The sequence below is a fragment of the Oceanospirillum sediminis genome (assembly GCF_014164585.1).
GTDB lineage: Bacteria > Pseudomonadota > Gammaproteobacteria > Pseudomonadales > Halomonadaceae > Oceanospirillum > Oceanospirillum sediminis.
This window is the reverse complement of sequence record NZ_JACJFM010000036.1, coordinates 25,684-49,812: the sequence shown is the minus strand read 5'-3', so window position 1 is coordinate 49,812 and position 24,129 is coordinate 25,684. Positions and strand designations below refer to the sequence as shown.

The 24,129-nt window shown below is 47.6% G+C and carries 21 protein-coding genes; 12 read left to right on the top strand and 9 right to left on the bottom strand.

Going from position 1 to position 24,129, the window contains the following annotated elements; genetic code table 11:
• Nucleotides 1-240: 240 nt before the first annotated feature.
• Entirely contained in the window at nucleotides 241-1,293 is a 1,053-nt protein-coding gene (locus H4O21_RS19750; RefSeq protein ID WP_182810616.1) for a right-handed parallel beta-helix repeat-containing protein, read from the top strand.
• Nucleotides 1,294-1,450: 157 nt separating this feature from the next.
• Here H4O21_RS19750 and H4O21_RS19745 read toward each other — a convergent pair whose 3' ends face one another.
• The 4 genes from H4O21_RS19745 to H4O21_RS19730 all read right to left on the bottom strand — a co-directional run bounded on the left by H4O21_RS19745 (nucleotide 1,451) and on the right by H4O21_RS19730 (nucleotide 3,985).
• On the bottom strand, nucleotides 1,451-1,975 hold the full coding sequence (locus H4O21_RS19745) for a peptide-methionine (S)-S-oxide reductase (protein WP_220495758.1): 525 nt from the start codon (nucleotides 1,973-1,975) through the stop codon (nucleotides 1,451-1,453).
• A gap of 89 nt (nucleotides 1,976-2,064) precedes the next feature.
• Complete coding sequence (locus H4O21_RS19740) at nucleotides 2,065-2,622, bottom strand: biotin transporter BioY (protein WP_182810615.1); 558 nt, start codon at nucleotides 2,620-2,622, stop codon at nucleotides 2,065-2,067.
• A 3-nt stretch (nucleotides 2,623-2,625) separates the two neighbouring features.
• The gene (locus H4O21_RS19735; protein ID WP_182810614.1) at nucleotides 2,626-3,237 is read right to left on the bottom strand and encodes an energy-coupling factor transporter transmembrane component T family protein; all 612 of its coding nucleotides are present in this window, start codon (nucleotides 3,235-3,237) and stop codon (nucleotides 2,626-2,628) included.
• A complete protein-coding gene (locus tag H4O21_RS19730) occupies nucleotides 3,212-3,985 on the bottom strand; it encodes an energy-coupling factor ABC transporter ATP-binding protein (protein ID WP_182810613.1) in 774 nt (257 codons plus the stop codon). Before H4O21_RS19730 ends, H4O21_RS19735 begins: the two co-directional genes overlap by 26 nt.
• A gap of 466 nt (nucleotides 3,986-4,451) precedes the next feature.
• Here H4O21_RS19730 and H4O21_RS19725 point away from each other — a divergent pair, with 466 nt between their 5' ends.
• Nucleotides 4,452-5,054 (top strand): GNAT family N-acetyltransferase, encoded by a 603-nt coding sequence (locus H4O21_RS19725; RefSeq protein ID WP_182810612.1) that lies wholly within the window; start codon nucleotides 4,452-4,454, stop codon nucleotides 5,052-5,054.
• Between the two features lie 84 nt (nucleotides 5,055-5,138).
• Nucleotides 5,139-5,834, top strand: coding sequence for an adenosylcobinamide amidohydrolase (locus H4O21_RS19720; protein WP_182810611.1), 696 nt, complete (start codon nucleotides 5,139-5,141; stop codon nucleotides 5,832-5,834).
• Nucleotides 5,835-5,977: 143 nt separating this feature from the next.
• Here H4O21_RS19720 and H4O21_RS19715 read toward each other — a convergent pair whose 3' ends face one another.
• The 5 genes from H4O21_RS19715 to H4O21_RS19695 form a co-directional block, all read right to left on the bottom strand.
• Complete coding sequence (locus H4O21_RS19715; RefSeq protein ID WP_182810610.1) at nucleotides 5,978-7,933, bottom strand: methyl-accepting chemotaxis protein; 1,956 nt, start codon at nucleotides 7,931-7,933, stop codon at nucleotides 5,978-5,980.
• Between the two features lie 281 nt (nucleotides 7,934-8,214).
• The gene (locus tag H4O21_RS19710; protein ID WP_182810609.1) at nucleotides 8,215-9,072 is read right to left on the bottom strand and encodes a class I SAM-dependent methyltransferase; all 858 of its coding nucleotides are present in this window, start codon (nucleotides 9,070-9,072) and stop codon (nucleotides 8,215-8,217) included.
• A 115-nt stretch (nucleotides 9,073-9,187) separates the two neighbouring features.
• Nucleotides 9,188-10,873 (bottom strand): AMP-binding protein, encoded by a 1,686-nt coding sequence (locus H4O21_RS19705; RefSeq protein WP_182810608.1) that lies wholly within the window; start codon nucleotides 10,871-10,873, stop codon nucleotides 9,188-9,190.
• Between the two features lie 184 nt (nucleotides 10,874-11,057).
• Nucleotides 11,058-11,465 (bottom strand): MerR family transcriptional regulator, encoded by a 408-nt coding sequence (locus tag H4O21_RS19700; RefSeq protein ID WP_182810607.1) that lies wholly within the window; start codon nucleotides 11,463-11,465, stop codon nucleotides 11,058-11,060.
• Between the two features lie 210 nt (nucleotides 11,466-11,675).
• Nucleotides 11,676-12,557 carry an AraC family transcriptional regulator gene (locus tag H4O21_RS19695; protein ID WP_182810606.1) on the bottom strand — a complete coding sequence of 294 codons (882 nt, stop codon included), beginning with the start codon at nucleotides 12,555-12,557 and terminating at the stop codon, nucleotides 11,676-11,678.
• A 193-nt stretch (nucleotides 12,558-12,750) separates the two neighbouring features.
• On the opposite strand from H4O21_RS19695, the gene H4O21_RS19690 reads away from it, so the two are divergent.
• The 9 genes from H4O21_RS19690 to H4O21_RS19650 all read left to right on the top strand — a co-directional run bounded on the left by H4O21_RS19690 (nucleotide 12,751) and on the right by H4O21_RS19650 (nucleotide 24,078).
• Nucleotides 12,751-14,244, top strand: a complete 1,494-nt coding sequence (locus H4O21_RS19690; RefSeq protein WP_182810605.1) for a CoA-acylating methylmalonate-semialdehyde dehydrogenase — start codon at nucleotides 12,751-12,753, stop codon at nucleotides 14,242-14,244.
• A gap of 316 nt (nucleotides 14,245-14,560) precedes the next feature.
• Nucleotides 14,561-15,727, top strand: a complete 1,167-nt coding sequence (locus tag H4O21_RS19685) for an acyl-CoA dehydrogenase family protein (RefSeq protein ID WP_182810604.1) — start codon at nucleotides 14,561-14,563, stop codon at nucleotides 15,725-15,727.
• Nucleotides 15,724-16,536, top strand: a complete 813-nt coding sequence (locus H4O21_RS19680) for an enoyl-CoA hydratase (RefSeq protein ID WP_182810603.1) — start codon at nucleotides 15,724-15,726, stop codon at nucleotides 16,534-16,536. Before H4O21_RS19685 ends, H4O21_RS19680 begins: the two co-directional genes overlap by 4 nt.
• The gene (locus tag H4O21_RS19675) at nucleotides 16,521-17,648 is read left to right on the top strand and encodes an enoyl-CoA hydratase/isomerase family protein (RefSeq protein ID WP_255487387.1); all 1,128 of its coding nucleotides are present in this window, start codon (nucleotides 16,521-16,523) and stop codon (nucleotides 17,646-17,648) included. The genes H4O21_RS19680 and H4O21_RS19675 overlap by 16 nt, the downstream gene beginning before the upstream one ends.
• A 203-nt stretch (nucleotides 17,649-17,851) precedes the next feature.
• Nucleotides 17,852-18,742, top strand: coding sequence for a 3-hydroxyisobutyrate dehydrogenase (gene mmsB, locus H4O21_RS19670; protein WP_182810602.1), 891 nt, complete (start codon nucleotides 17,852-17,854; stop codon nucleotides 18,740-18,742).
• A 214-nt stretch (nucleotides 18,743-18,956) separates the two neighbouring features.
• A complete protein-coding gene (locus H4O21_RS19665; protein ID WP_182810601.1) occupies nucleotides 18,957-20,861 on the top strand; it encodes a propionyl-CoA synthetase in 1,905 nt (634 codons plus the stop codon).
• Nucleotides 20,862-21,239: 378 nt separating this feature from the next.
• Complete coding sequence (locus tag H4O21_RS19660) at nucleotides 21,240-21,995, top strand: ABC transporter ATP-binding protein (RefSeq protein ID WP_182810600.1); 756 nt, start codon at nucleotides 21,240-21,242, stop codon at nucleotides 21,993-21,995.
• Nucleotides 21,996-22,009: 14 nt separating this feature from the next.
• Nucleotides 22,010-22,735, top strand: a complete 726-nt coding sequence (locus H4O21_RS19655; protein ID WP_182810599.1) for an ABC transporter ATP-binding protein — start codon at nucleotides 22,010-22,012, stop codon at nucleotides 22,733-22,735.
• A 122-nt stretch (nucleotides 22,736-22,857) separates the two neighbouring features.
• Complete coding sequence (locus H4O21_RS19650) at nucleotides 22,858-24,078, top strand: ABC transporter substrate-binding protein (RefSeq protein ID WP_182810598.1); 1,221 nt, start codon at nucleotides 22,858-22,860, stop codon at nucleotides 24,076-24,078.
• Nucleotides 24,079-24,129: the final 51 nt, after the last annotated feature.

Genomic DNA, 24,129 nt, shown 5'->3' with positions numbered 1-24,129 from the left:
ACAATCCATTAAAGCTGGAAATACCTGTTTTTGAAAAAGTGGGGAAACAGTTGTGCATAGCCCATAGTCGTCAGAACTACGCACTGCTCAGTATTTTATATGAGTATAAAAAATGCAGCATATATTTCCGGGACGTTGTTTTTTGGTTCTATAAACGCCTGGGCAAATGGTGATTCAGGAAGTGATTATAACTGCGATTATGAAATACCCTCTGGACAGTATTTACTTGATGGCGATCAGATGCAAATTCCGCCTGGCAGTACGGTTTGTCTGGCTCCGGGGGAAAGAGGGCCTCTCAGAATTAAAAATATTACCGGAACTTCTGATCAGCCTGTTGTGATTCGCAACCGGGATAATCAGGTGCTGTTCACGCCTTACGAATACAGTATGGCGCTGGATAATGTGTCCTGGGTCAGAGTCACTTCCACGCCTGATCCTGTGTCAGGTGGATATGGGATACGTCTGGGAGGAACCATTGGCGTCGGTATGCTGAGTCATCATGTTGAGCTGGATAATCTGGAAATTTATCGGGCGCGCTTTGCCGGAATGCTGGTTAAAACAGACCCGAATTGTAACCCGGATACATGGGCTGAAAACTTTATCATGGAAGGCGTTTATATACATGATAACTATATTCATGACACGGAAGAAGGCGAGGGCATGTATATTGGTTATACCGCAAAAAGCCGGAATCTGGTTTGTGAGGGAGAAGAGATAACGGTTTATCCTCATCAGTTACGTGATGTAAAAATCTATAATAATACACTGGAAAATATTGCGGCGGATGGTATTCAGATTGGCGCTATTCAATCGGATGCTCAGGTAACAGGCAACCGTATTTACAGAACCGGTGTCAGTCCGTTTGCTCCGGTCTGGCAAAATACAGGTATCCAGGCGGGTGGTGATGATATAGAAATATCCGATAATCAGATTATAGAAAGTGGCGGCAATGGCATGATGCTGGATGGCGATAATATCAGGGTCATTAATAACCTGGTGCACTCGGCAGGTGAGAATAGCATTTTTGCCAGAAATGCCGCACAACAGAACTCAGCTCTATCCGGTGGGTTGCCGCACCTTTATCAGAATAATACACTGATAAAAAGCGCGAATTATGGCATCAAGTTATATGCAACGAATACATCATCCGCTCATATTCTGACGGGTAATCTGATTGAAACGGATGGTATTATGGATGTGACTGGCAAATACCGTACATTGTCTTATCTGAATGACTCTGTTATCAGAGAGGAAAGCAATAACCGACATTATATATCGGCACCATCTGAATAAAGGACCGACAGGACACGAGAGGGGCGATCTTCTGAGATGCCTCTCTTATTCTGGCTGGTGGGTTTGCGGGTTGTTTAGTGGCACCGCCTGCTAGCCTTCTGAAGGGATGAAGCCTGTGCTGTGGTTCCGCCAACTATTGCAGGATACGGGCCTGAATCTAGCGTTTATATTTATGCAAAAGATCTCCGGGGATATGGCAGTAATCATCGGGGCAACGGGTGAGTCTGTCCTGATGTTCGTCATCACTTTTGACATAGTTCGATAGCGGCAGGACTTCTACAGCAATTCGGTCAGCATCACTTCGGCTGCGAATATAGTCCTCAGCCTGCTTTAAATGCTCTGGTTCTGTGCTGTAAATTCCGGTGCGATATTTTTCGCCAATATCTTCCCCTTGCTGGTTAACGCTGTAGGGGTCGATTACTTCAAAAAAATAATCAAACAACTGCTTTAAAGAGACGATTTCAGGGTTAAAGCGGGTGAGTACACACTCTGCGTAGCCGTCATATTCACCTTCGGTTGTTTTAGTGGTGCCATTGGCGCGGCCCGCTTCTGTAAAGGCAACGCCTGGTAAGTGACGCATGTACTCCTGCACACCCCAAAGACAACCGCCTGCAAAGTAGATTTCCTGCATTTTATTCCTCAGTTCATCATGGGGAAGGCGAAGTGAACATATCCTTGTCATGAAGTCTGCCTGAGACATGGTACCAGGGGGATTCGTAGACCGTTGGTATGATCAGACTATTCATGTTACTTCGCCATGCCCGTCAATCATTACGCTGCTTTAGCAGAACGGGACAGCAAACTGGCTGGGCGTGCTTTAGCAATTGCCGCCGTCAGGAAGCCCGCAATCACGGCTTTAATAATGTCGCCAGGGATAAAGACCAGCATTAATGCTGTTGCTTCTGGCAGGGTTTTATCCAGCACAATTGACATGCCAACGATGCCGAAGGCATACAGCACAATAATACCGCCAATAATAGATGCAATACTTGCAACCAGAGTAATTGAAGCTGAACGCCACTTTTCAACAATTAAACCTGTTACAAAGGCGGCAACCGGCCAGCCAATTAAAAAGCCACTGGTTGCCGAAACGAACAGGCCCAGTCCACCTCGACCGCCAGAGAGTAATGGTAAGCCCATTGCAATCAGTAACAAGAACAGCAATACAGCCAGACCACCACGTTTACTGCCTAAAATAGTGCCGCATAACATAATACCGAGGCTTTGTGCGGTAATGGGTACGCCAAATGCCAGAGTGATTTGTGGCACCAGACCCAGTGCCGCAATTAATGCCGCAAACAGAGCGGTGTAGGCGATATTTTTTTCCATTATTTATTTCTCCGGGTTGATTAATCCACCGCGAGCCCGCAGGGCTTCGGCGACATGGTCAGCATCATCAAGTGCGAGGACAGTGAAAGGTAAAATAATTCTCCAGCCAGAATGCCGGGTAGAGCGAGCACGCCATGCCCAGGTAAGGTTCTGACCTTTGGAAACCAGCACAGGGGTCATCCGAATCACCAGGGCTATCGCCAGTTCCAGAGCCCGGCCATTTAAGCCTGAGCGATATAAGGGTTTTGCCAGAAAGTGCACGACATCAATCATGTCAGATAGCCGGGTGGTCATTGTGACCAGGTTGGCCAGAGCCACAGTAGACATCATACGAAACGCAATAATGCTTCCTCGCTGAAGCTCGTCAGTCCACAGATGCCATAGGACAACAATAAGCACAAAGGGCCAGAGAATTTTCAGATGTTGCCAGCCGCTTTTAAAAAACGCCCGGCCGGGCAGTGCATAAAGCACGACAATGGCCAGCAAAAAGACACTGTGAAATATCAAATGGTCTGTTATAAACAGCAGGCCGGTGACAAAGCACAGCAGACCCAGCTTTAGCCCGGCTGGCCACTGATGCGCGCGAGTTTCAACTGGCGAGGTCAGAGATATCATCGCTGTCTCCCAGTGTATCCATTTCGTTCAGGTAACGTGGCAACACCTCTTCATAACGGCCCAGTGCGGCCACTTCGCCGCCCTCCAGCCAGAGCAGTTGTTCATAGCCGTTCAGATCTTCCGGGTCATGACTGATGTGAATCAGGCTGCCAGAAAATTTATCGAGATAACGTCGCAGTTGTTTTTTGGTCGGGATGTCCAGACCGGCAAAAGGCTCATCCAGAATAATCAGGTTTGGCTTCATTGCCATCACGGCCATCAGGCAAACAAGGTGCTTCTGGCCCTGAGACAGTGCAGAGGTGTGCACGTTCTGCCAGTGCTCTTTACCAAAGCTGGCTAACACCTGAAGTGCATTTTGTTCAGCTGTTTTTTTATTCTGTCCCTGCTGGCGTAAACCGAAGGCAATTTCTTCTATCACTGTCGGGAAAATAATCTGATGCTCAGGATTCTGAAATAGCAGGCCTATTTCCCGTAAAGCGCCTTTGCGATCTTTAAAGGGGTTAATGCCTGCCACTTCGATATGGCCCGAACTGGTTTCAATTAGCCCTGAAAGTAAACGGCTCAGAGTGGATTTGCCCGAACCATTGCGACCAATCACGCCCAGGCGCTTGATGGTTGTCGATAAGGACAGTTTATTGACCACCTGCTTACCTTCTATTTCCAGACAAACTTCATCCAGATGAATGCTGCAGCCTTGAGTGATGGGCTTTGTTACTTGTGTAATGGGCTTTTCTAGCGGTTTGTTCATATTAATCGCGCACTAAGACTCATACTGGTTAAAACGGGATATCCGATGCCGTGGCAAAGGGGACAACCTTTCTGAACACCAGATGTTAAAGCAGTCCCGGCGCAGAAGATTAGCAATAAGGCTCTCATTGGTAAACCTTGTTCTGATATTTTGGTTTACATCTGATTGGGCGTTTGTCATCAGACTCTGGTTAAGAACCTTGAGGAGACAAATCACGGGTTATCATCACAGTATCTGAAGGTCTATAAATGAGAAAAGTGATTACTTGTGGCCAGGGATTCTAAAATGTCCCAACTTGAAAATCTATGGTTTATGCCTGCTAATCTACCAGAAGACATGTTATAAGTGTTTAAGTTTTTCTGTAAAAACAAGATGTTGTATTTCTCTGGTTGCTAAGGCTCTTCTCACATAGTGGTAGCTATAGCTGCGTCATATGTAAAGCAGATTAATCAAACTCGGAGTAATCATGAAAATAGTTGAAGCGGCGAAATCTGATCTGGATGCATTTTTTTCATATCTGGATGGGCAGCTTTCGGAAAACGGCCAGGGAGAAACGCCTCTTTTTTTGCCAATGTCCAGAGAGATAGAAGCAGTACCTGAACCTGCAAAGGCAAAATTCGTACAGGGTTTTTCTTATCAATGTGGTGATGCAGGCTGGAGAAAGCTCTGGCTGGCAAAAGATGAGTCTGGCAAGATTAAAGGCCATATTGATCTTCGCCACCATAGTGATGGTAATCGCTTACACCGGGTTTTACTTGGAATGGGTGTTGATAGTACTTGCCGTAAACAGGGGCTTGGCACAATACTGCTGGAGTATGTTCTGGCTTTTTGTCAGGAGCACGAAGCAATCGACTGGCTTGACCTTACGGTTTTATCCGACAATCTGCCAGCAAAAAATTTATATCTTAAAACAGGCTTCAATATTGTGGGTGAATTTAAAGACCAATACCGAATTGATGGCCAGTCTGTTTCAGAAACCGCAATGGCAAAAGCCGTAAAAACAACGGATCGCATGTTAAGGTCGTTGACGTCAGTGGTAGTCTCTGACACAAGAGGGCTGCTTTCATAGGGGCGTATATCTAAGCGGCTTACAGTAAGTCAGTCTCTTTTTCTTTTACAGTGTTAATGCTTACCATCTTCTTTGTGGACGCTTATGTCATTTCAATTAACCCGGCATGCCCGACTTCATCATACACAGAACTATCTGCATATCGTATTTGATCGACCACACCAGATACTCAGTTCTGCGGTGTGTAACGGTGGTCTGGTCTGGGCTGACCAGATGCTGAATCTTAAAGTGCCAGCATATACTGATACTGCCGGGTCCCCTGTGAAGACGCTGATTGACTATGCTGACAGTCTGGGAGGAAAGGGACGGCTGACAGGAATGATGACCGCCGCTTCGATGAACTCTTTTCGAATGGCCGTCAGATCTGAGCAGGATGTTGATATTGTAGTTCTGGCAACGGCGGGTTTGTCTAATGCTCGCCGGGCAGGGGATCGAGCAGAATATCGTCTGATGACGTCTGAACCTGAAGAGACAGGAACGATCAATCTGATTGTACTAACCAGTGCCTGTTTAACACCGGCAGCAATGACAGAGGCTCTGATGATCGTAACGGAAGCAAAGGCTGCTGTATTGCAGGATGCTGATGTGAGAAGCGCTATTTCAGGGTTGATTGCCACAGGAACCGGCACAGATGCCGTGGCCATTGTGAACGGTGCAGGCCCTGATAATGTCAGCTACTGCGGTAAGCATGTGCTTTTTGGCGAGCATCTGGCTCAGGCGGTGATTGAGGCTGTTACCGGAGCCATTGACAGGGAGGTATCCCGGCCAGAGCGGGATTAGTTTATGTCAGTGTTTACTTACTATTGGTGATTGATTCAGGTTTGTTGCTGATAACCAGATATGCGAAGAAAAGCAGCCCCGGAAGATAATTCCAGGGCTTGTTGAGATCGCTAATGGCGTATTAATCCAGATTAACCGTTTTATCAGATTGCTCGGGCAACCTGTTCCATCTGCTGGCCTGCTCCTGATATTTCGGAGCTTTGCTGGCGGATTTCACGGGTTTCATCTCTCAGAATGTTAATGGCACTGCTTACCTGAGTCATATTGCGGTTCACTTCATCCAGCGTACTTTGCTGTTCTTCAGCAGCACTGGCAATCTGATGGTTCATTTTCTCCAGAGAAGAGATTGCCTGCTGAATATCGTTCAGCACCCGCTCGGCTTCCCTTGAACGGTTCACGGTTTGTTCTGCTTCAGAGGCTCCGGCATCCATCGTGTCTACCGTGCTGGTGATCAGCTGCTGAAGCTCCAGAATAACATCCTGCGTTTTCTCTGTAGACTGGCGGGTTTGTTGCGACAGGGTACGTACTTCATCGGCTACAACTGCAAACCCGCGACCATGTTCGCCTGCTCGTGCCGCTTCGATAGCGGCATTGAGTGCCAGCAGGTTCGTCTGTTCAGCGATGCTTGTAATGGTTGATAACACTTCACCAATCTGATCACTGGAATGATGCAGTTTTTTTAGTTCTGTAGCGGCATCACTGATGCGGGTTGACAGAGCGTTAACCTGTTTCTGATTCTCAGTGATCGCCTGATAGCCTGATCTGGCCAGATCCCCCATATGGATACTTTCTTCTGATGCCTGTTGTGCACTGCGTGCTACTTCTTCGAAGCTACTGGTCAGCTGTTCTGCCGCCAGGGCGACATTGTTCATTTCGGTTGACTGAGTCTCAACCTGGGCGGCCAGTGTTGCACCAGTGCTTTCGAGTCGACCCGCCTGGCTATTAAGGCTGTTGGCGACAGAAATAATGCTATCTACCGACTCGCTGAGCTTTTCCATAAACTCATTAAAGCTGACAGTCACTTCCTGGATCTCTTTCGGGCCGCTGGCTTTAAGGCGGGCGTTGATACCGCTATCGTCACTGGTCACCACTTTCATTGCGGCAACCAGTTCTTTAATAGGGCCTACCAGGCGTATGCTGGCCAGAATAACCAGGACCGCTACGACGATAAGGCCAACCAGCATGGCTGTGACTAATTGCAGCGATAGGCTGTTTGCAGAGGCATACAGGCTATCTGAAGGCACCGAGATACCAAATGTCCAGCCTGGGGTACCAGGTATAGGGGAGAAGATCATAGTGACAGGCTCACCCTGAATGTTCAGGATCTCTCCTGTACCGGCTTCGCCAGCGACCATTTTTTCACCATAAGCATTCAGACCGGTAAATCCGTGTTTATCTGCGTCGGTCACATTAATGGTCATGCGGGCCTTTTCGGATGGGTGGGCAACAATAAGACCTGTGCCATCGATAATCCAGCCATAGCTGCCTTCAGATACTGAGGCAGAGGTAGTGATTTTACTTAACATATCCAGAGTGACGGTGATGGCCAGTAACCCTTCCACCTGACCGGACTGGTTAGTAACTTTATGGGCGATGACAGAAATGGGTTGCCCTGAGGTTTTGGATATAATCGGATTGGTGATCAATTCCGATTTTTTACCGCTCAGGATATCCTGCACATAACCTCTGGAGCTAAGATTAATCTGCCCGGTCTTACCGTTAGCTGCCAGGTAAGTTGCATCGCCTTTGCTATCGACATAAAACAGCATTTCAGCCACGGGAAGCAGGGTGATTTTTTCTTTCATCCATTGAAGCAGAGTATCTTTATTGGGAGAAACGCTGACCTGATTGTTTTCGGCAAGAATACTCACCTGATGCCGGAAGCCCTGAAGGACCGCAGAGACTTCGAAAGAGCGGGCTTCTGCGACCTTCTTTCCTGAGTCAAGCATCAGCTCTGATGTTTCACCTTTAATTTCGGTATATAGCCAGGCGGTCAGTACTGACATCAGAACCAGAATGGGCAACAGTACAGTGAGCATCATTCGGGTAACAAGCGGGGTGCCTTCTATACGACTCTGAGCTTTTCCATTAATGCTCATAGTAACGTTTCTCCATATTATTTTAATGAAGTTATAGAAATAATGTTTCTTTAACTTCTTTTTGTCTTGTATCGGGTGCTACATCACATAAGCTATGTTATTGGAAATATTGATTAAATAAAGTTGTTTTTTCAATAGTTCTTTTTTAGTAAATGCTGTGATAACAGGAAAAGAACGCCGCCCGGCTGACCGGGCTGGCAGATGAATAATAATGTCATAATGACGATAGTCGATTATTGTCAGACTAAAAAAACTGGATTGCTGCGGTTTTTTAGAAATATTTATTGTTTTTCCAGTACGGCCTGGATGATGCTGATTCTGCCATTGGCCAGGTTTTGCTGAACATTTTTTCCCATTTGCTGAAAGCGAGCACCAAAAATAAGTGTTGGATTTAATGGGGATTTTTGTTGTGTGTGCCCCGTTTCTCGCTCACCGTTTTCCCTTTCTGAGTGCTTTTTGCGCCAGTTCAGAGCGTTATCGCTGATATCTTCCCAGGATCTGATCGTAAAACCATGACTTTCAAACAGTGCTCTGAACCGGGCATCATCCGGTAAATGGCTGTGTTCAGGCTCACTGGCCCAGGGGACGGGCAGGGTAATAGGGTCTTTGTTGGTTCCGGCGACAATCTCATGTAGTAACAGCTGTCCACCTGGTTTAAGAATACGCTGAATAGTGTCCAGTACAGCAGACTTGTCCGGTATATTCATGATGGTGTGCTGGCTCAAGACAGCATCCTGGCTGTTACTCTCTATTTGATCCAGACGACAGGCATCGGCGCAAACAGTATTAATGCTGTTGTAGTGCATCAGCTGGTTGATCTGCTGGCAGGCGTAAGAGAATGAAGGTGTGATATCAACCGCAGTGACATGAGCGTTTAATTTATCTGCTAATACTCTGGCCGTCCCACCCAGCCCGGCGCCAATCTCAACGATACTGCAGCCGGATGGCAGAGAGGTCTTCTCCAGTAAGGCTATTGAGGCTTTTCGTCCTCCGGTATGCAGCTGATCTACCGGTGCCAGCAGGTCTGAAGTGATATGCTGTATATCAATTTCAGCGTCGTTGAGTGTCTGGCATATTTTTTCCCAGAGCAGGGTGATCTCTTGTTGAGCCTGATAATGATCGGTAATTGTCGGAGTCATATTTGCTGTCCATAAAAAAAGCGGTACTGAATGAATACAGTACCGCTTCAGGTTTATCCGGGTGGCTGCTTCTGAACAGTTCTTGTGGCTGTTGGCTGAGCTGCCTCAAGGGCTATTAGCCCTGAAGTCCCAGCTCTTCCGTACTGATTTCACGCATTTTGAACTTCTGGATCTTACCCGTCACCGTCATAGGGAAGTCACGGGTGATCTTGAAGTAACGTGGAATCTTGAAGTGAGCAATCTTGCCCTTACAGAATTCACGCAGGGCTTCTTCTGTCAGGTCTTTGCCTTCGTGCAGAGACACCCAGGCCATCACTTCTTCACCGTATTTCTGATCCGGTACACCGATCACCTGAACATCACTGACATCCGGATGGGTATACAGGAACTCTTCGATTTCACGCGGGTAGATGTTCTCACCACCACGGATAATCATATCTTTAATACGGCCTGTAATTGCTACATAACCTTCTTCATCCATCTCGGCCATATCACCGGTGTGCATCCAGCCGTTGCTGATGGACTTAGTTGTCGCTTCTTCATTATTCCAGTAGCCCAGCATAACGCTGTAACCACGGGTACACAGTTCGCCTTTCTCACCACGCTCAACCACGCGACCGGTTTCAGGATCAACCAGTTTCACTTCCAGGTGCGGGTGAATAGTACCTACGGTAGACACACGTTTTTCAATCGGGGCGTCCATCTTGGTCTGGAAGCTCACCGGGCTGGTTTCTGTCATGCCGTAGCAGATGGTCACATCTTTCATGTTCATCTTAGCGATAACATTCTTCATCACTTCGATCGGACAGATGGAACCGGCCATAATACCTGTGCGCAGGGTGCTCAGGTCGTAGTCATTGAAGGTTGGGTGTTCCAGCTCAGCAATAAACATGGTGGGTACGCCATATAAAGCTGTCGCTTTTTCTTCGGCTACAGCCTGCAGGGTGGTAACCGGATCAAAACCATCCGCTGGGTAGATCATGGTCGCACCGTGAGTAACGCAACCCAGGTTGCCCATCACCATACCAAAGCAGTGATATAACGGCACAGGAATAACCAGACGATCCTGATCGGTAAAGTCCATGCCGCGTGCGACAAAGTAGCCGTTATTCAGGATGTTGTGGTGACTCAGGGTAGCGCCTTTAGGAGCACCGGTTGTACCCGAGGTGTACTGAATATTGATCGGGTCATCAAACTGCAGCGTTGCTTGCAGGTCACGCAGCTCGGCATCTGTAGTCTGGTCATGCATTGACATCAGATCGGACCAGGTCCACATGCCTTCGGTGGCCAGGTCATCATCCAGACAGATCACCCGTTTTAGCTCCGGCAGACGCTCTGAAGTGAATTTTGCCGGAATCTGTCGGCGCAGTTCTGGTGCCAGTTCACAGATAATGTTGACGTAGTGAGAAGCTTTAAACTCACCCTGCAGAATCAGAGTGCTGGTGCCGGACTGCTTCAGAGCGTATTCCAGTTCATGGGTGCGATAGCTTGGGTTTACATTAACCAGAACTGCACCGATTTTTGCCGTCGCAAACTGAGTGATACACCATTCTGCGTTATTGGGCGACCACATGCCTACACGGTCACCTTTTTTAACACCCATATGCATTAAGGCTTTTGCACATTTATCTACTTCAGCCTGCAGCTGTTTATAGGTGTAACGCAGACCCTGATGTCGAGAGATTAATGCATCATTATCAGGATATTTTGCAACGGTCTGATCAAACATGTCGCCAATGGTCATGCCTAACAGAGGAGTTTCACTGGTACCGCTTACATAGCTCAAAGCATTAGTTGTCATAACCCACCTTCCAAGGTTGATCTTTTATTGTTGTTTTAAAACAGAGTCTCGGGTGCTTCTTGTGTCGGAAGTCCCGGACCTTTTAATGTGTTCTGCAAGAATCTTTTTATTATTTTATTGTGCAGAGGTATGTTCTTGACAAATAACAGGCAGATATTAAAAGCAGGCTGATATTTAAATAATATTAAGCCGACTTCTGTTTTTTATTGACGACGACTTCAAGGGCTTTCTGACATCGGTCGGTCACACTGTCAAGCTCCTGGCGAACTTTTATAATGTCCTGCAGTTGTTGCTCAAGTTCCTGACGTTTTGCGTCCAGAATACCCAGAATCAGTTTCAGCTGTTTTTCATCTCCCTCGAGTGTTGAATCATAAAGATCAAACAACTCTTTTGTCTCTGCCAGGCTGAATCCTAATCTTTTACCACGTAAGGTCAGCATTAATCTGACCCTGTCTTTTTCGCTGTAAATTCGTGTCTGACCATTTCTTCCCGGATTGATCAGGCCTTGTTGTTCATAAAAGCGTATCGTCCGGGTCGTAACTCCAAACTCTTTTGACAGTTCACTGATACTGTATGTCTTTATTGTAATCATTGTTATCTACCTGTCTGAATAAGCTAACTCTATCCAATGTTGACGTTTACGTAAAGGTGAAAATTTGCAAGTGAATGCAGTTTCACTTTGCCCCTTTAGCCCGGTTATCTGGAAGGTGAGGGCTAATCTGTTGAAAAGGGGAGGGATTTTATCAAAAAAATGCCTTGTCTGTGCATGAGCTGTTCTTATTCATTTGTCCGGGAGGTCACTTTATTTCAGGTGATTGCGCCGGTACTGAGTGGGGGCTATTCCCATCACCTTTTTGAATAATCTGGAAAAGTAGTAACTGTCTTCATATCCCAGACTGTAGCCGATCTCACTGACGCTTTGTTGAGTGATATCCAGCAGGTAACAGGCACGTTCGATCTTCATATGCAGGAAGTGCTGAATAGGGGTGAGCCCCGTCATTTCTTTGTATTTATTCACAAAGTGAAATTTAGACAGATTGACCTTGCTGGCCAGAGTTTCCAGTTCAAGCCGGGTATGCAGGTTTTCCTGCATAAAGGCATGAACGGTATCCAGATTAAGCTGAGAACCCCGGCTGGAGGGCGCAGATGGTTGTAACAGAGCCAGGAAGGAAAAAATCTGCCGAAGCAGGCTGGCCGAGTAGACAGATGTGTTCAGATTGTAGCCATTAGAACGGCAGTCGATCAGCCGGTCGAAGTCCTGAATCAGGCCGGGATGTGTGCCGTAATGGTGGATATAGGCACCTTTTTCGAAACCGGCGTGTTCTGCTGCCAGAGCGCAATCCTCTCCGTTCATATGTAACCAGTAAATGGTCCATGGGTCGTCATCAAGGGTCTTGTAGTGATGACTGACACCCGGCGGTAGTAAAAGAAGGTCGCCACTTCTTATCTGATGATATTCATCAGAAAGCCATAAATCGGCTCGGCCATGAATGCAGTAGATCAATAGAAAATCATCATGATTACTGCGCTGCATCTCGTGTCCGCGCGCTTTTTTATAATTCCCGAAGGATACCGGATACAGACCACAGGTGAGAGGGTGCTGGCGCAATTTATCACATAGGAACTGAGGAACCAGATAGCGGATGCTATCAGATGGCAGCGGCCAGTCAGAGGTATTCGACATAAGTCTATCTCGCAATTGCTAACAGCAATATAGTCCATCAAGTGGGCAATTTAGTCAATCCTTGACCTTTTTCAGCTGTGCTAGTTTACAAATATCCAAGCAATCGCTAGGTTTGTTTAAGCGCTGATGTGAATTAACAGGCCAGCAATAAAAATAAAAAACCGGACTACCGGTTAGTCGAAAGGTGAATACTATGACAAAACGCGTCCCTCTTTTTATCGACGGTGAATTTGTTCAGAGTCAGTCTGAACAGTTTATACCTGTCACGAACCCTGCGACGCAGGAAGTACTGTGTGAAGTACCTTTCGCGACTCAGAGCGAAATGGAAGCTGCCTACGAAAGTGCTAAAGCCGCTTTTGAAACATGGAAAGAAACGCCGATCTCTGACCGCGCCCGTGTCATGATGCGCTATCAGGCATTGTTAAAAGAGCACCATGATGAGATTGCAGAGATTCTGAGTTCTGAAACCGGTAAGACTTTCGAAGATGCTAAAGGCGATCTGTGGCGTGGTATTGAAGTAGTAGAACACGCTGCTAACATCCCAAGCCTTATGATGGGTGAGACGGTAGAAAACGTAGCACGTGAGATCGACACTTACAGCTACATCCAGCCTCTGGGTGTATGTGCTGGTATCACGCCGTTTAACTTCCCTGCGATGATCCCGCTGTGGATGTACCCAATGGCGATCGCATCGGGTAACACCTTTATTCTGAAGCCTTCTGAGCAGGATCCGCTGACGCCAATGCGTCTTGCTGAACTGTTTGTAGAAGCCGGTGCGCCAAAAGGCGTTCTGCAGATTCTGCACGGTGGTAAAGAGCAGGTAGACTTCCTGCTACACCATGAAGATATCCGCGCGATCTCCTTCGTAGGTTCTGTGCCTGTAGGTCAGTACATCTATAAGACTGGTACTGACAACATGAAGCGTGTACAGAGCTTCGCCGGTGCTAAAAACCACATGGTTGTAATGCCAGATGCCGCTAAACAGCGTGTAATCAACAATATCGCGGGTGCTTCTGTTGGTGCGGCTGGTCAGCGTTGTATGGCGATCTCTGTCACCGTTCTGGTGGGTGAAGCCCGCGAATGGAAGCACGAGATTAAAGAAGCTCTGATGCAGGCGCGTCCGGGTGCATGGAACGATCCGGGTGCCAGCTATGGTCCTGTTATCAGCCCTCAGGCAAAAGAGCGTATCTGTGGTCTGATCCAGAAGGGTGTAGACGAAGGCGCTGAGCTGCTGCTGGACGGTCGTGACTGTGTTGTAGAAGGTTACCCGGATGGTAACTGGGTAGGTCCAACCCTGTTTGCCGGTGTTAAGCCTGAAATGACTATCTACCAGGAAGAGATCTTCGGCCCTGTACTGTGTCTGGTAGAGGTTGATACCCTGGATGAGGCGATTGAGCTGATCAATAACTCTCCATACGGTAATGGTACTTCTATGTTTACTGCTTCTGGTGCGGCTGCACGTAAGTTCCAGCATGAAATCGAAGTAGGTCAGGTAGGTATCAATATTCCGATTCCTGTACCTCTGCCATTCTTCTCTTTCACTGGCTGGAAAGGTTCTTTCTACGGTGATCAGCACGCTTATGGTAAACAGGCCGTTCGTTTCTACACTGAAACCAAGACAGTTACAGCTCGTTGGTTCAATGAAGATATCGAATCTGGTCCAAACTTCTCAATCAATCTGAAGTAATTCAGTTATTGAGAACTTTAAAGCAGGCGAAGCTGCCCCTTCGCCTGCTTTAATTTCCCTCTTTTTCGCTAAATATATTTTTTTCTATGTGTTTCAGTTGACGTAAACGTCATCTTTTTTCAAAATTCAGAACAGGTAGCAGGGTTTCTCTTGTCAGATAACTGAATTTTCAAAAAAGATGATCTGATTAAAAGTGCTGGACTTCATGGTTTAAGCAGCGCATGTGGCTGAAAGCGCCTTTCAGCAGGTAATCACTGAAAAAACTTTCAGTAGAGAAGTCCGATTAAAAGAATAACGAAAGCAGACGGTATTGAGTATGGATTTTAATCTTTCCGAAGATCAGGTTGCGTTCCGCGATGCGGCTCGTGCTTTTGCTCAGAATGAGATGGCTCCTCATGCGGCTCAGTGGGATGCTGAGCACATTTTTCCGGTAGAAGTGATCAAGAAAGCCGGTGAAATGGGATTCTGTGGTATCTATGTGCCCGAAGAAGCAGGCGGCATGGGGCTGAGTCGATTGGATGCCAGTGTGATTATCGAAGAGCTGGCGATGGGATGTACTTCAACCACGGCTTATATCACCATTCACAATATGGCCACCTGGATGATCGCCAGTTTTGCTGATGATGCGTTGCGTGATGAGTTTGCACCAGCGATGGCGATGGGTGAGAAACTGGGCTCCTACTGTCTGACTGAGCCGGGCGCCGGTTCCGATGCCGGTTCGTTGCGTACTTCTGCCCGTCGCGATGGCGATGATTATGTGCTGAATGGCAGCAAAATGTTTATCTCTGGTGCCGGTAGTACTGATGTGCTGGTCGTCATGGCACGTACCGGAACGCAGGAAGATGGTCCTAAAGGTATCTCTGCCTTTGTTGTCCCCGCGGATGCGGAAGGCATTCACTACGGTAAAGCGGAAGAGAAAATGGGCTGGAACAGCCAGCCGACCCGTCTGATCACCTTTGAAGATGTGCGTATCCCTGCCCGTTATATGATTGGTAACGAAGGTGACGGCTTTAAGATCGCCATGAAAGGTCTGGATGGCGGTCGTATCAATATCGCCACCTGTTCACTGGGTGCAGCTCAAGCGGCGATCAATGATACCCAGCGTTATATGCAGGAGCGTGAGCAGTTCGGTAAACCATTGGCAAGCTTCCAGGCGCTGCAGTTCAAACTGGCTGATATGGTCACCAATCTGGTGGCATCCCGTCAGATGGTACGTTTAGCGGCAACTAAGCTGGATGAGAAAGATACCGAAGCAACCCTTTACTGCGCTATGGCAAAACGTTTTGCTACGGACGCCTGTTTTGACGTCACCAACGATGCGATTCAGCTGCACGGTGGTTACGGTTATATCAAAGAGTACCCGCTTGAGCGTTATATGCGGGATGCCCGTGTGCACCAGATTCTGGAAGGCACTAACGAAATTATGCGTTTAATTGTATCTCGTCGTGTCATGATGGACGGCGTGCTGGAGGTCATTCGATGAGCGGTTCTAATCAATCAAGTGTGAAATCTACAACTGAAAAACTACTGCTGGAAGTTCAGGGCAATACAGCGATCCTGACCATCAACAATCCTCCGGCGAATACCTGGGATGACGAAAGTCTGCCAGCACTGAAAAAACTGATCGAAGACCTGAATGCGGATCTGGATATCTATGCACTGGTTGTCACCGGCCAGGGTGAGAAGTTTTTCTCGGCAGGTGCTGATCTGAACAAGTTTGCTGATGGTGACAAGGCGGTTGCCCGTCATATGGCACGCATCTTCGGTGAAGCGTTTGAAACCCTGTCTGAGTTCCGTGGTGTTTCTATCGCCGCAATTAATGGTTATGCCATGGGCGGTGGTTTAGAGTGTGCTCTGGCGTGCGATATTCGCATTGCAGAAGAACAGGCTCAAATGGCTCTGCCTGAAGCAGCGGTAGGTCTGCTGCCTTGTGCCGGAGGAACTCAGAATCTGGCCTGGCTGGTGGGTGAAGGCTGGGCAAAACGTATGATTCTGTGCGGTGAGCGTATTACTGCAGAGAAAGCCGAGAAGATCGGCCTGGTGGAAGAAGTGGTCGCCAAAGGCCAGGGGCTGGAAACCGCTATCGCATTGGCTGAAAAAGTAGCTAAACAGAGCCCGGTAGCTGTCACGGCATGTAAAACGTTGGTACACAACGCTCGTGGCAATAATTCTCTGGCTACGGGCTGCATGCAGGAGCGTGAGCTGTTTGTTGACCTGTTCGACACTCAGGACCAGAAAGAAGGTGTCAATGCCTTCCTGGAAAAACGTAAGCCAGAATGGAAGAACGCTTAATGTCTGACGCTGTTGTCATTTTTGAAGAGAAGGCAACCAATGATGGCCACCTGGTTGGGGTGGCTACTCTGAATGCCCCTAAGGCTCTGAATGCGCTGAGCCTTGAAATGATTGATCTGTTATATCCACAATTGCTGGAGTGGCAGGATAACGACAAGGTTGTAGCGGTCTGGCTGCAGGGAAGTGGTGATAAAGCTTTCTGTGCCGGTGGTGATATTGTTCAGCTGTATAACTCTATGGTTGAGCATCCCGGCGGCCCGAATCCTTATGCCGAGAAGTTTTTTACCGATGAGTATCGACTGGACTATCTGATTCATACCTACAGCAAGCCTTTTATCCTGTGGGGTAACGGTATTGTAATGGGCGGTGGTCTGGGTCTGACGGCTGGTGCCAGTCATCGGGTGGTTACAGAGTCTTCTCGTATTGCGATGCCTGAGATCACTATTGGTCTTTATCCTGATGTGGGTGGCAGCTATTTCCTGAATCGTATGCCTGGTCGTACAGGTTTATTCCTGGGATTGACCGGTGCCAGCATTAATGCCGCTGACGCCCTGTTTGTCGGGTTGGCAGATCGTTTTGTAACCCATGATAAGCGTGATGCTGTGATGGGTGATCTGTTGGCAGCCGGATGGGATGCAGATGCAGAACAGGTGGTGAACCGCGTATTGCGTCAGCGCGAAAAAGAGAGCCAGTCGGCGTTGCCTGAGTCTAATGTGCGTAATCAGTTTGATCTGATTCAGCAGGTGACCGATGCTGATGATGTTTCTGGCCTTGTTGAGAATATTACCTCCGTCTCTACAGATGATAAATGGTTCTCAAAGGCTGCTGGTGCCCTGGCTGCAGGCTCGCCAACGGCGATGCATCTGATTGTGCGCCAGTTAAAACTGACGCGTCAGATGTCTCTGGCAGAAGTATTCCGTGCTGAACTGGATCTGTCTGTGCAGGCGGCAAATAAAGGTGAATTTGCTGAAGGTATTCGTGCTCTGCTGATTGATAAAGACAGAGAGCCAAAATGGCATGCTGCAACCCTGGCCGATGTGGAGGTCAGCTGGATTGATGGTTTCTTCCAGTCTCCATGGGAAGGTGAGCACCCTCTGACAGATCTGTATTGATTATGTATGCCTGATCAGGGTTGTTTCTGTGTTTATCTGCAGTTATCGCAGCATATGCGGGCTGCTGACACAGACGTTCTTTCAGGCGTAAGAGTTGTGTATTGAAATGGGGAGCCCGGTGCTCCCTGCTGAGCCTGGCAGAAACACGTTTCTACAGGTCAGAACGGAATCCTGTTACAAGAAAAATAAAATCGGAGAAGATTATGTCCAGAATTGCATTTATAGGTTTAGGTAACATGGGTGGCCCAATGGCCATTAATCTGGTTAAAGCAGGCCATGAAGTGACCGTATTTGATCTGGTGCCTGCCGCCGTTGAAAGTGTGGTTGCTGAAGGTGCATCTGCAGCAGCAAGTGCAGAAGACGCCGCCAAAGATAAAGATTTTGTGGTATCTATGCTGCCAGCAAATAAGCATGTTGAAGGTCTGTATGTTGATGGTGCTGGTCTGCTGGATATTGTCGATAAAAACACCGTTATCATTGACTCCAGTACTATCGCTCCTGAATCTGCGCGTCGTGTATCAGAAGAAGCCGAAAAGCGTGGCATTGCTATGGTTGATGCGCCTGTATCTGGTGGTGTTGGCGGTGCTAAAGCCGGTACTCTGTCCTTCATTGTGGGCGGTACTGCAGAAGCATTTGAACTGGTTAAGCCTGTTCTGGAAGCAATGGGCAAGAACATCTTTCATGCGGGTGATGCCGGTGCGGGCCAGGTGGCTAAAATCTGCAACAACATGATGCTGGGTATTCTGATGGCCGGTACGACAGAAGCTATTGGCCTGGGTGTGAAGAATGGCCTGGATCCGGCTGTTCTATCGGATATTATGTCTAAGAGTTCAGGCAATAACTGGGCGCTGCAGGTTTATAATCCGTATCCGGGCGTCATGGATGGTGTGCCAGCCTCTAATGGCTATCAGGGCGGTTTTATGGTTGATCTGATGGCTAAAGATCTGGGACTTGCTTTTGATGCGGCTGTGAAATCTCAATCCAGTATCCCTATGGGAGCCATGGCCCGTAATCTGTTTGCTCTGCATGCTGCAAATGGTAACGGTGGTCTGGACTTCTCCAGCATCCAGAAGATGTTTTCAGATCTGGATTAATACTAATGGGTCAGTCCTCTGCTACAGTGGTCTGACCCTTTTTGATTTATGACAATGCGGCACTTTGTCGCTATGGGAAGATGGTTCTGTGGGCAATAAAAAGAACAAGCCTGCATTAGTCGACATGGACGAATAATAATCTCAGGGGATCTTAGCCCCATGGGCTCCGATAGCCTGACGGTTAACCACAACAATAACAAATGGAAGGCCGAAAATGAGTTATGCAAGTGAACATCAGCGTTCTTTAAATGAGCCGGAAAAATTCTGGGCAGATCAGGCAAGTAAGATTGCCTGGTTTAAGCAGCCAGAAACAATCCTTGAAAGTCTGGATGATGGTACTCATCGCTGGTTTGGCGATGGTGAGCTGAACAGTGCTTATCTTGCGCTGGATTATCAGATTGAACAGGGACGAGGCGAACAAACTGCACTTATCTACGATTCCCCTGTTACCAATACTAAAAAGCAATACACCTATACTGAATTGCGCGACCAGGTTGCCCGGTTTGCCGGGGCACTGACGGAGCTTGGTGTAGGTAAGGGTGACGGCGTCATCATCTATATGCCGATGGTTCCTGAAGCGGGTATTGCTATGCTGGCCTGTGCCCGGATAGGTGCAGTGCACTCCGTTGTGTTTGGTGGTTTTGCTCCCCACGAGCTGGCAATTCGTATCAATGATTCTAAGCCGAAAGTGGTTCTGACGGCATCCTGCGGTATCGAATTTACTAAAGTGATTGAATATAAGCCTCTGGTTGACGAGGCGATGAATCAGGCTGAGCATAAGCCTGAAAAAGTGGTTGTTTTGCAGAGGCCTCAGGCTAAGGCTCAGATGCAGGAAGGTCGTGATCTGGACTGGTATGAGGTTTTCAATAAGGCTGAGCCGGTAGGTTGTACGCCAATGAACAGCTCAGATCCTTTATATATTATGTACACCTCAGGCACGACAGGTAAACCAAAGGGGATTGTACGTGATAATGGTGGTCATGCCGTAGCGCTGCATTATGCTCTGCGTAATATCTATAACATGCAGGCTGGTGATGTCTGGATGGGTTGCTCTGATGTTGGCTGGGTTGTTGGCCACTCTTTTATTATGTATGGGCCTCTGATGGGGGGCTGTACAACAGTATTCTTCGAAGGTAAGCCTGTGCGTACTCCAGATGCAGGTACTTTCTGGCGTGTGGTTGAAGAATATAAAGTAAACGGTATGTTTGCTGCGCCTACCGCATTCCGGGCGATTCGGAAAGAAGATCCGGAAGGCGAGAAGTTCCGTCAGTACGATGTATCTTCCCTGAAGCATATTTTCGTAGCGGGTGAAAAGCTGGACTCTCCAACATATCACTGGTTGCATGAAATTTCCCAGAAGCCTATCTATGACCACTGGTGGCAGACTGAAACAGGCTGGCCGGTAACGGCTCCTGCAACCGCTCTGGGTGCAACGGACATTCGGGTCGGTTCGACTAACCGGGCTGTGCCTGGCTATGACGTTCAGGTACTTGATCCAATGGGCACTCAGCTTGATGCAAACACCAATGGCGGTATCGCGATTAAGCTGCCTTTACCGCCGGGCTGTGCGCAAACGCTGTGGAATGATCATGAGCGTTATCTGAACTCTTATCTCGGCGAATATCCGGGCTATTACCATACCGGTGATGGTGGCTATATTGATGAAAACGGATTCGTTTACATCATGGGGCGTACTGATGATGTGATTAATGTATCCGGACACAGGCTGTCGACTGGTGAGATGGAAGAACTGGTTGCCAAACATCCGGCTATTGCTGAGTGTGCCGTTATTGGCGTTCATGATGCTTTAAAGGGGCAGGTGCCTGTTGGTCTTCTGTTGCTTAAAGATGGGGTTGATGCAGACCATAAAGCGCTGGAAGCAGAGCTGGTCGCTATGATTCGTGAGCAGATCGGAGCGATTGCCTGTTTTAACCGGGCTGTAGTCGTCGACAGGCTGCCGAAAACTCGTTCGGGTAAGATTCTGCGGGCTGTACTGCGTAAAATTGCTAATGGTGAAGACTATGCGATGCCTTCAACGATTGATGATGAGTCAATTTTGCCGGAGATCACTGAAAAAATGGTTGAAGAAGGTTTGGCCCCGGATGCAGTGATAGACTAATTGGTCACGGGATTGATTTTTTGATCTTTTTATTATTTACTTGATTTAAAAGGTTTTTTTGTATTTTTATTGGTGACTGTACAGTCCCTTTTTTGTAACGAATGACTGAAATTGGTCATAAGTTTTGATTTGATATAAGCCTTTAGTCTAAAGGCTGAAAAAAGGGATTGTACGGTTTTTTTAAACCCTTTAATGTTACGTTTACGTAAAGGTTATATGCGACAGAAAAGCTCTGTTGCCATAGCCAAAAAGAAAAGAGATCTCTGTTCTGGCGATATAAAAATAATAAAGTCGAACTGGTTTTCTTAAGAAAAATAACAAATACAAAAACAGGGAAGAAGCGAATAAGCTGGCTTCCCGGCTAACGAGGACTTTGGTATGAGCCAGGATTTTGTGCTGGAAACCCAGAGCTTAACAAAAGAGTTTAAAGGGTTTACAGCAGTTGATGATGTCAACCTTCAGGTTCAGCGTGGACATATCCATGCATTGATTGGCCCGAATGGTGCTGGAAAAACAACGTGCTTCAATTTGCTGACTAAGTTCCTGACGCCAACTCGTGGCACCATTTTATTTAATGGTAAGGATATTACTCATAGCTCACCTACTGATATTGCCAAAATGGGAATGGTGCGTTCATTCCAGATTTCGGCGGTGTTTCCACATCTGACCGTCATGGATAACGTCAGAATTGCCCTGCAGCGAAAGCTGGGGACTTCATTCCATTTCTGGAAGTCAGATAAATCCCTGGACGTACTTAATGACAGAGCAATGGAGCTTCTGGAAGAAGTTGATCTGGGGAAATGGGCTGACACCATTACTGTCGAAATGCCTTACGGTCGTAAGCGCGCCCTTGAGCTGGCGACTACTCTGGCACTTGAGCCCGAACTGATGCTACTGGATGAGCCGACTCAGGGGATGGGGCATGAAGATGTAGAGCGAGTGATGCACCTGATTAAAAAGGTGTCTGCTGGCAGAACTATCCTGATGGTTGAGCACAACCTCCATGTTGTTTCCAGTCTGTCTGACCGGATCACTGTACTGCAGCGTGGCGCTGTACTGACTGAAGGTCCTTATGAAGAGGTTTCTCAGAACCCTGATGTTCGTGAAGCCTACATGGGGAGTGAAGCGGCATGAATGCGGAAGTGAAAATGTCTGACAACGAACATAAAACAGGTGTCGAGCAGTTAAGAGTGGCTGATCTGCACGCTTTTTACGGTGAATCTCATATCCTGCACGGCATTGATATGAAGGTTAACCGGGGCGAGTTGGTTACTCTGTTAGGCCGGAATGGTTCCGGGCGCTCTACCACACTGAAATCAATCATGAATATGGTGGGTAAGCGCACAGGTTCCATCATGATTAATGGTAATGAAACCGTGGGAATGCCTGCTCACCAGATTGCCCATCTTGGTGTCGGTTTCTGTCCGGAAGAGCGGGGTATCTTCTCTAGCCTGAACGTAGAAGAAAACCTGATGCTGCCACCCACTGTGCGTAGTGGTGGAATGAGCATTGAAGAAATTTACGAAATGTTCCCTAACCTGTATGAACGCCGGATGAGTCAGGGAACCCGCCTGTCAGGTGGTGAACAGCAGATGCTGGCAATGGCCCGGATTCTGCGTACAGGTGCAAATCTGTTGCTACTGGACGAGATCACTGAAGGTCTGGCTCCTGTTATTGTCCAGACGCTGGCTGAAGTGCTGACCAAGCTGAAAGAAAAAGGTCTGACGATTGTTCTGGTAGAACAGAACTTTCGTTTTGCAGCGCCTCTGGCTGATCGCCACTATCTGATGGAGCACGGCTCTATCGTAGAAGAAATTGCCAGTCATGAACTGGAAGACAAGATGGATATCCTGAATACCTACCTGGGTGTTTAACCGCTGCATAATGCAGCTGATAAATAAGAATAATGAGTACCAAAAGCCAGAATTCTGGCAATTTAAAACCACAACTGAAACACAACAATAAAAAAACAAACGCGAAAGCGATGGAGTGGACTATGAAAATGCTGAAAAAACTGATGTGCAGTGCAATTGTATCGGCTATGGCAGCAGCAGGAGCTGCGCAGGCTAAAGGTATTTCTGATGACGAGGTTCGCATCGGTTACCTGGCTGACATGTCTGGTACATATAGCGCACTGGCAGGTTCTGGTGGTCTGGAAGCGGCTAAGATGGCTATTGAAGACTTTGGCGGCAAAGTGAATGGTAAAAAAATCACCATCGTAAGTGCTGATGACCAGAACAAGCCTGACATCGGTGCGAATAAAGTACGTCAGTGGATTGATGTTGATAATATCGACATGGTTGCTGGTATGGTTTCTTCAGCGGTAACTATTGCAGTGAACAAGGTTGTTGAAGCAAAGGACAAGATCTCTATTGTTTCTGGCTCAGCTTCTTCCGCTATCACCAACCAGTACTGTACAGCTAACTCTGTACACTATGTGTATGACACCTATGCACTGGCTCACGGAACAGGTGAAGCGGTTGTACAAGAAGGCGGTGATACCTGGTTCTTCCTGACCGCTGATTATGCATTTGGCCATGCAATGGAAGGTGATGTAACCAGTGTTGTTAAAGCAAGTGGCGGTAAAGTAGTCGGTGGTGTACGTCATCCTCTGGCTACTAATGACTTCTCTTCATTTATTCTGCAGGCTCAGGCCTCAGGTGCAAAAATTGTAGGTCTGGCTAATGCGGGTGCTGATACGACTAACGCTCTGAAAACGGCTAAAGAATTTGGTGTTGTACAGGCAGGTCAGAAACTGGCCGGTTTGCTGATCTTCCTGACCGATGTATACAGTCTGGGTCTTGAAACCACGCAAGGTCTGCAGCTGACTACTGGTTTCTACTGGGACCGTACTCCTGAGACTCGTGCATGGGCAGAGCGCTACAAAGAGCGTACTGGTGCTATGCCGACGATGGTTCAGGCCGGTATTTACTCTTCAGTTAATCATTACCTGAATGCAGTGAAAGCAGCAGGTACAGATGCCACTGAGGCGGTAATGTCTCAGATGAAGAAGACTCCTATCAATGACTTCTTTGCTACCAATGGCCAGATTCGTGATGATGGCCGTATGATTCATGATATGTACCTGGCTGAAGTTAAGAAACCATCTGAATCACAAAGTGAATGGGATCTGTACAAAATTCTGCGCACTATCCCGGCAGACAAGGCTTTCCGTCCGCTGTCTGAGTCAAAATGTAAACTGGTTGCAGGTCGTTAATCAGATCTGAACTGAGCGGCTCATTAAGAGCCGCTCATCAACCACCTGGGC